At 63.9% G+C, this 7,539-nt stretch carries 3 protein-coding genes and 1 rRNA gene; 2 read left to right on the forward strand and 2 right to left on the reverse strand.

Annotated features, from left to right (window positions below; translation table 11 throughout):
* Positions 1-157 precede the first annotated feature (157 nt).
* Entirely contained in the window at positions 158-2,332 is a 2,175-nt protein-coding gene (locus tag FG99_RS29880) for a TonB-dependent siderophore receptor (protein ID WP_081884765.1), read from the reverse strand.
* Between the two features lie 670 nt (positions 2,333-3,002).
* Positions 3,003-4,712 carry an amidase gene (locus FG99_RS29885; protein WP_043273842.1) on the reverse strand — a complete coding sequence of 570 codons (1,710 nt, stop codon included), beginning with the start codon at positions 4,710-4,712 and terminating at the stop codon, positions 3,003-3,005.
* A gap of 226 nt (positions 4,713-4,938) precedes the next feature.
* Here FG99_RS29885 and FG99_RS29890 point away from each other — a divergent pair, with 226 nt between their 5' ends.
* Both FG99_RS29890 and FG99_RS29895 read left to right on the forward strand, forming a co-directional pair.
* Entirely contained in the window at positions 4,939-5,592 is a 654-nt protein-coding gene (locus FG99_RS29890) for an alpha/beta hydrolase (RefSeq protein ID WP_043273843.1), read from the forward strand.
* Between the two features lie 611 nt (positions 5,593-6,203).
* Positions 6,204-7,539, forward strand: a 16S ribosomal RNA gene (locus FG99_RS29895); the annotation flags it as partial.

Consider the following 7,539-nt stretch of genomic DNA (forward strand, 5'->3'; position numbering starts at 1 on the left):
ACGAGCGGGCACGGCTTCTCGTAGGAGAGAGCTTGCTCGCGAACAAGCCCCGTAGCGGAGTCTGTTCGCGAGCAAGAACCAGGCGTCCCTCTCGATCCTACGAAGAGCACCTCGGCGCAGCCTGCAAGGCAGTTGCTCCTACGGGGCTCCGGGGGCGTTACATGGAGTACTTGACGCTGAACATCAGGTTGCGCGGCTCGCCGTAGTTCAGGTTGCCGAAGCTGATGCCGCTGTAATAGTACTTGTCGAAGATGTTGTTGAAGTTGACGCGGGTGTCGATGTTCTCGCTGACCCGGTAGCCGAGCATGGCGTCGACCACGGTGTAGCCGCCCTGCTGGAAACCGGTTTCCGTATCTTCGGTCTTGCTCTGGGTGGTCAGGTTGCCGCCCACGCGCCATTTGTGCAGGTCGCCCGGCAGATTGTAGGTGGTGGCCAGCTTGAACAGGTGGCGCGGCTTGCTCGGGTCGAAGGGCTTGCCGACGTTGGATTCGTCGGCGTCATGCTTGTACTTCGCGTCGACGTAGGTGTAGCCCACCATCGCCTGCCAGCCTTGGCTCAGCTCGCCGCTCAGTTCCATGTCCACGCCCTGGCTGCGGACCTTGCCGGAGGCGCGCTGGCAGTAGTCGAAGGAGCTGGGGTTGGCCGGGCACGGGTTGGGGCTGCTGGTGTCGTCGGTGGCGCGGTTTTCCTGGTCCACCTGGAACAGCGCGATCTGCGAGTTCAGCGCGCCGCCGAAGTGTTCGCCCTTCAGGCCGATCTCGTAGTTCTTGCCGGTGATGGGGGTGAGCACGTTGCCGGTGGCATCCAGCGTGTCCTGGGGCTTGAAGATGTCGGTGTAGCTGGCATAGACCGAGTAGGTGTCGTTGAGGTCGTAGATCACCCCGGCGTAGCGGGTGACCTTGCGGGTGACCTTGAAGACGTCGGTGTCGCCGTGGGCGTCGGCCTCGTACCAGTCCAGGCGGCCGCCGAGGATCACCTTGAGCGGGTCGGCGATGTTCAGCCGGGTGGTGACGTAGGTGCCTTTCTGCTCCTGGTCGAGCTTCATGCCCCAGAGGTTCATGTCGATGCTCGGCTTGAGGGTCGAGGTCGGGTCCCACTGGGTCGGGTCCATTTCCCCCAGCGGTGTGCCATCCTTCTTGAACAGGTCGCCCCAGCCGCCGTGGCCGTCGAAGCGCTCCTGGCGATAGCTGGCGCCCACCACCAGCTCGTGTTCGCGGCCCAGCAGCTGGAAGGGGCCGTTGGCGAAGGCGTCGTAGCTCTCGTGGTCGTCGGTGTAGTCGTACTTGCCGGCACCCTGGGTCATGGTCGGGCAGTCCTGGGTGTAGTAGCAGCTGTTGTACAGGCCGAGCATGTTGATGCGCGCCCACAGCTTGTCGGCCGCCAGCTTCATCTGCCAGCCGTTGTCGAAGCGGTGGGTCAGGTCGCTGAACAGGTGGGTGGTCTTGGTATCCCAGTAGGACCAGTCGGCGCCGTAGTAGTCGGAGCGCTTCAGGTCCAGGTGGCGGCCGCCCAGCGGGGCGGGCAGGCCCACCCAGTTGTCGTTGCGGTTGTCGTCCTGGTAGGAGGCGCCGATGGCCAGGGTGGTGTCCGGGCTCAGGTCGGCCTCGGTGATGCCGTAGAGCACGCCGCGCTCGCTGCTGACGTAGTCCTGGAAGCTGTCCTTGGTCTGGTAGGCCATCACGGCGCGGCCGCGCAGGGTGCCTTCGCTGTTCAGCGGGCCGGAGACGTCGGCTTCGCTGCGGTAGCGGTCCCAGGTGCCGGCGCTGCCTTCCAGGCTCATGTGGAAGTCCTGGGTGGGGCGCTTGCGCACCATGTTGATGGCCGCCGCCGGGTTGCCGGCGCCCTGCATCAGGCCGGTGGCGCCGCGCACCACTTCGACGCGGTCGAACATCGCAAGGTCCGCCGCGGAGATCACGTCCTGGGTGTAGGTGGAGATGCTGGTGGGCAGGCCGTCGTACATGATGTTGTCGACGTCGAAGCCGCGCGAGGCGTAGCTCACCCGCGCCGGGCCGTACTGCTGGACGGTCAGGCCGGTGACGCCCTTCACCGCGTCGTTGAGGTCGTTCATGCCCTGGTCGTCCATGCGCTGGCGAGTCACCACGCTGACCGACTGCGGCGTCTCGCGGATCGACATGGGGATCTTGGTCGAGGTGCGCATGGCCTTGGTGGTGTAGGAGCCGCTGCCTTCGGTGGTGGCGGCTGCGGCGGGGTCCTGGGTACCGAGCACCTCGGTGGCGCCCAGGTCCACACGGTCATCCTTGGCCGCGGCCTGGATGGCCAGGGGGAGGGCGGAGAGGCTTAGCAACAGGGCGCTGGATACTACTTGTCTCATTTTGCAGGGTCCTGGTCGGATGTAAGCCGCATGAGGCCGTGGCAGAGGCCGGCTGCGATTCTTGTTTACGTAGGAAATCGGAGAGGGATTTCTCCGCCGGCAAAATGGTAAGGAAAGGTAAATATGTTGTAAATAAAAACAATTAGCATTTACAGATCGTCACCAAGGTGGCCTTGAGGGGCGGCTGTTTCCAGGGAGGGATCATCGCGGACGGAGTCCGGGGGGGCACGGACGTAGGAGCCGTGCCCACCTGCAATGTAGGAGCAACCGTCTTGCGCCGAGGTGCCCTTCGTAGGATGGGTTGAGCTTGCGATACCCATGCTGCCGTGGTGATGGGTATCGCTTCGCTCAACACCATCCTACGAAAAGCCGTGCTTCCTGGAATCGTAGGACTCCGTCCGCGATCGGCCACCGGCCATGCAAGTCGTCGGACATCGGTGCTCCGGCCAGCTGCGGATAACCGCGAACGGTTATTCGCCCTACGCGCTGTCGGCAGAGGAGGATGTTTCCTGCGACCGGGCTTTCATTTCCGGCTGAGGGGGAATGTCGTAGGCGTTTGGTGTGGGGCAGGTCGGCTACCCATGCGCCTTACATGGCGCTACTTGCAGCGCGTACCGCAGGTAGCCGTTGGGTGAGGTGCCCAGGTGTCGGAAGCCTGCCCGTGGTCTCGTCAGCCGTGCGCCAGCGGCGGGGTGCGCGGCGGGACGATGCGGCGCTTGCCGGTCGACTCGAAGGCTGCGGCGAAGCGCAGCAGGGCCGAGTCGTCGTAGGCGCGGCCGGCGAAGGTCAGGCCCACCGGCATGCCGATGTCCGCCATCACGCCCATGGGCACCGTCACCGTGGGCACGCCCAGGTGGCGGATGGCGAGGTTGCCGTTGGCGACCCACACGCCGTTGCTCCAGGCGATGTCCGCCGAGGCCGGGTTGACGTCGGCGTCCGCCGGGCCCACGTCGGCCACGGTGGGGAAGAGCACGGCGTCGAGGCCGAGCTGGTCCATCCAGTCTTCCAGGTCGAGCTTGCGCGTCTTCTCCAGGCCGCGCAGGCCATCGGGCAGGGTGGCGATCTGGTCCCAGGGCTTGATGCCGCGCTGGGCCATGCGCACGTATTCGTCCATGCCGGCGGCGAGGTCGCCCTCGCGGTTGGGCAGGGTGCCGGGGTCGTGGGGGAAGATCAGCTCGCCCTGCACGTCGGCCAGGCGGTTCAGTTTGGGATCGCCGTTGGCCCGCAGGAAGTCGTCGAAGGCCCAGCCGCTCAGCTCCCACAGCTCGTCGTGGAGGAACTCCTTGGAGACGATGCCGCGGTTGAACACCGTCGGCGCGCCGGGGCGGTCGCCCTCGCAATTGGAAACCAGCGGGAAGTCCACCTCGACCACTTCGGCGCCGGCCGCTTCCAGGGCCTTGCGGGCCTGTTCCCAGAGGGCGATCACCGAGGGCCGGGTGTGGATGCGCTGCCCGGTCGGGCCACCGATGCCGGGGTTCTCGCTGGTGCCGGCCGCTTCATCCTTGTTGATGAACATGCGCGGCACGCCGAGGCGCTTGCCGGCCAGGGCGTCGGCCTTGGCGGCCAGTTCCAGGTAGGACGCCGGGCGCACCGAGGCGACGTCGGGGATCGGCACCCAGGGTTGCAGGCGCCACAGGTCGCCGCGCTTGTCGGCGTCCTCGGCCACCACCGCGTCCAACACTTCCAGCAGATCGGCCATGGTCCGGGCGTAGGGCACCACCACGTCCATGGTCGGCGTCAGCGGCCAGTTGCCGCGCACCGAGATCACCCCGCGCGACGGGGTGTAGGCGCACAGGCCGTTGTTCGAGGCCGGGCCGCGGCCGCTGGACCAGGTTTCCTCGGCCAGGCCGAAGGCGCAGAAGCTGGCCGCGGTGGCCGTGCCCGCGCCGTTGGATGAGCCGGAGGCGAAGGGCGCGGTGAGGTAGGCGGCGTTGTAGGGGCTTTCGGCGCGGCCATATACGCCGCGCTGCATGCCGCCGTTGGCCATGGGCGGCATGTTGGTCTTGCCCAGGCAGATGGCGCCGGCGGCGCGCAGGCGTTCGATGGTGAAGGCGTCGCGGTAGGCCACCAGGTCCTTGAAGGCCGGGCTGCCGGAGGCCGCGGTCAGGCCCTTCACCAGGTAGCTGTCCTTGGCGGTGTAGGGGATGCCGTCCAGCGGGCCCAGCGTCTCGCCCCGGGCGCGGCGCGCGTCGGACGCCTCGGCTTCCGCCAGCGCATCGGGGTTGCGCACCACGACCGCGTTCAGCGCGGTGGGGGTGTCGGCGCCGTCGTAGGCGTCGATCCGCGCGAGATAGGCCTTGACCAGCTCGACCGCGGTGGTGCGGCCGGACTCGAGCGCGTCGCGCAGCTCGGCAATGGAAACCTCGGTTACCTCGATCATGCTGTCACCGCCGCTTGCAGGTGGGTGGTCGCGAAATCGGCTTTCATACTGTCCTCGTTCACTTCTTGTTCGGCACCCCGGTTTCCGGGGCAGGGCGCCCGGCGCTGGGCCGGCGGCAGTTGATCAGTGTATCAGTGGCGGGGACCGGCGGCTGCCGTCATCCGCTCGTGCTCCTGCGCCCGCCTGCAGTACCCTGGCCGCCCGCTTTATGAACGAGAACACCGCGATGCCCGATGAAGACCGCAACCCGCTGCTGATCGATGGCCCGGCAGGCCGGATCCAACTGCTCATCGACGCCCCGGCCGGCCCGCCCCGCGGCGTAGCCATGGTCAGCCACCCGCAGCCGCTGCTCGGCGGCAGCCCGCGACACCTGGTGCCGCTGACCCTGGCGCGGCGCCTGAGCAAGGCCGGCTGGCTGGCGGTGCGCCCGAGCTTCCGTGGGGTGGACGGTACCGAGGGCGAGTACGCCGAGGGCATCGGCGAGGCGCAGGACAGCCAGGCGGTGGCTGCTTATCTGCGCGAGCGCTACCCGGACCTGCCGCTGGCGCTGGTGGGCTTTTCCTTCGGCGCCTACGTGTTTGCCCGCACCGCCCGCGACCTGGCGCAGCCGGCCGAGGCCTTGGTGCTGATGGGCCTGCCGGTGGGCACGGTGCCCGGCGGCCGGCACTACGAACCCATGGCGCTACCGGCGGACTGCCTTCTATTGCACGGCGAGGCCGATGAAATGGCGCCGCTGGCCAATCTGCTGGACTGGGCGCGGCCCGAACAGCGCCCGGTCACCCTGTTCGCCGGCGCCAACCATTTCTTCAAGGGCTGCCTGGACCGCGCGGTGGACCAGGTACTGGCCCACTTGCGCAGTGTGGAGCAGCCGCTGGGCTGAGGTGCCTCAGCCGGCCTTGGCCGTACGCACGGATGCAGGGCACGCGGCGAATGCATCGCCTTCTCGGAGAGATATCGCGGGGATGCAGCGGGAGGGGAACTTGTTGCCGTAGAGATGTCTACAGAAGCGGTTCCCCGCCCCGTCGGCATCGGGCGATGCTTCAGCGGTGGGGTGGGGAATCACCTCCCTGGCCTCGGGCAGCAGCCCTACGGCCCGTTCTATATATAGATGAGCGTGTGCGCCTGAATCGGCAGCGAGAAGCATCGTTTTGAAAGAAGCTGTTGACAGCTATTCGAATGTCTATATAATTCGCCGCCCGTCAACTGGCAAAGCCCGCTGGGTTTTACATAAGACGCTGAATTTAAAGAAAATATTTTTTAAATCAGGTGTTGACGGGAAGCGAGGTTGCTGTAGAATGCGCGGCCTCGGTTGAGATAAAAGCCTCAACCAACTGCTCTTTAACAAGTTGAATCAAGCAATTCGTGTGGGTGCTTGTGAGTTAAGACTGGTGATCGCAAGATTATCAGCATCACAAGTAACACTCGTGAATTCGAGAGTTTTTTGCGATTGCTGAGCCAGGTTTAGGGTTTTCTCAAAACCCGATCAGTATTGAACTGAAGAGTTTGATCATGGCTCAGATTGAACGCTGGCGGCAGGCCTAACACATGCAAGTCGAGCGGATGAAGGGAGCTTGCTCCCGGATTCAGCGGCGGACGGGTGAGTAATGCCTAGGAATCTGCCTGGTAGTGGGGGACAACGTTCCGAAAGGAGCGCTAATACCGCATACGTCCTACGGGAGAAAGTGGGGGATCTTCGGACCTCACGCTATCAGATGAGCCTAGGTCGGATTAGCTAGTTGGTGGGGTAAAGGCTCACCAAGGCGACGATCCGTAACTGGTCTGAGAGGATGATCAGTCACACTGGAACTGAGACACGGTCCAGACTCCTACGGGAGGCAGCAGTGGGGAATATTGGACAATGGGCGAAAGCCTGATCCAGCCATGCCGCGTGTGTGAAGAAGGTCTTCGGATTGTAAAGCACTTTAAGTTGGGAGGAAGGGCAGTAAGTTAATACCTTGCTGTTTTGACGTTACCAACAGAATAAGCACCGGCTAACTTCGTGCCAGCAGCCGCGGTAATACGAAGGGTGCAAGCGTTAATCGGAATTACTGGGCGTAAAGCGCGCGTAGGTGGTTTGGTAAGATGGATGTGAAATCCCTGGGCTCAACCTGGGAACTGCATCCATAACTGCCTGACTAGAGTACGGTAGAGGGTGGTGGAATTTCCTGTGTAGCGGTGAAATGCGTAGATATAGGAAGGAACACCAGTGGCGAAGGCGACCACCTGGACTGATACTGACACTGAGGTGCGAAAGCGTGGGGAGCAAACAGGATTAGATACCCTGGTAGTCCACGCCGTAAACGATGTCGACTAGCCGTTGGGATCCTTGAGATCTTAGTGGCGCAGCTAACGCGATAAGTCGACCGCCTGGGGAGTACGGCCGCAAGGTTAAAACTCAAATGAATTGACGGGGGCCCGCACAAGCGGTGGAGCATGTGGTTTAATTCGAAGCAACGCGAAGAACCTTACCTGGCCTTGACATGTCCGGAATCCTGCAGAGATGCGGGAGTGCCTTCGGGAATCGGAACACAGGTGCTGCATGGCTGTCGTCAGCTCGTGTCGTGAGATGTTGGGTTAAGTCCCGTAACGAGCGCAACCCTTGTCCTTAGTTACCAGCACGTTAAGGTGGGCACTCTAAGGAGACTGCCGGTGACAAACCGGAGGAAGGTGGGGATGACGTCAAGTCATCATGGCCCTTACGGCCAGGGCTACACACGTGCTACAATGGTCGGTACAGAGGGTTGCCAAGCCGCGAGGTGGAGCTAATCCCAGAAAACCGATCGTAGTCCGGATCGCAGTCTGCAACTCGACTGCGTGAAGTCGGAAT

The organism is Pseudomonas sp. AAC (assembly GCF_000725445.1).
Taxonomy (GTDB): Bacteria; Pseudomonadota; Gammaproteobacteria; order Pseudomonadales; family Pseudomonadaceae; genus Pseudomonas; species Pseudomonas citronellolis.

What these genes read in the sequence shown, in the direction of transcription:
- FG99_RS29880 (WP_081884765.1), bottom strand. Translation starts at nt 2,332, where the DNA reads ATGAGACAAGTAGTATCCAGCGCCCTGTTGCTAAGCCTCTCCGCCCTC.
- FG99_RS29885 (WP_043273842.1), bottom strand. Translation starts at nt 4,712, where the DNA reads ATGATCGAGGTAACCGAGGTTTCCATTGCCGAGCTGCGCGACGCGCTC.
- FG99_RS29890 (WP_043273843.1), top strand. Translation starts at nt 4,939, where the DNA reads ATGCCCGATGAAGACCGCAACCCGCTGCTGATCGATGGCCCGGCAGGC.